At 39.5% G+C, this 676-nt stretch carries 1 protein-coding gene; it reads right to left on the bottom strand.

Annotation, left to right across the window (positions count from 1 at the left end; translation table 11 throughout):
* Window positions 1–443: 443 nt before the first annotated feature.
* Window positions 444–676: hypothetical protein (locus tag R7O13_RS27440; RefSeq protein WP_318305271.1), on the bottom strand; the 233-nt coding region annotated here is incomplete at its 5' end.

Raw genomic sequence — 676 nt, 5'->3', positions numbered from 1 at the left:
TGTGTTATTGTTTGTTTGTGAAGTTATGTGGTTGAGATCTCAAGCTTTCCGCGCCCGTGGTGTGTGGTACTGGCGCAGCCAGTGCCCCATACCACGGGCGCGGACTTGGACTTGTGTCAATAACTGTCGCAACCAAACTAAACCAATGAAAAATAAGGATTTTTTCATTTTTTTTATTCCACCTGTCCACATTTGTCCACATTTGACCATGTGAATTGCAGCCAAACGGTGACTTTATGTCTGATAATAGAATTACCATTAGATTCAATCCTGAGCAGCTTAGAGGCATTGAGACGTTCAGAAGTAGATTATTTATGGATAGACAAGAGTTTGTCCGTTATTGCGTCTCTGAGACGCTTAGAGAGCTTTTTAAAAGGGATACTGAATACAACAAGGAGATTGAACGTCTTAGGTCTGAAAATTCAGAGCTAAAAAAATGGATTTTAGATAATCATTAAAAATCTAAGCGATAGCGCTATTTGTTCTATGGTTTGTTCTATGGTTTGTTGGAGTGATAAAAATGCACCTAGGTCTAGTGATAAATTTACACCTAGGGTGGGTGCAAAATCACACCTAGGTAAGTTCATATTTGCACTAGGTAAAAAATGTGATATGTTCTTTTCAACAGACGCAAAAAAACCGCCATTATCGGGCTGCAACCCTAGGCGGTTTCTTA

It is taken from the genome of Vibrio sp. Y176 (genome assembly GCF_033438945.1).
Note: the sequence above shows the minus strand (reverse complement) of the source record. Positions and strands in the feature narration are given on the sequence as shown.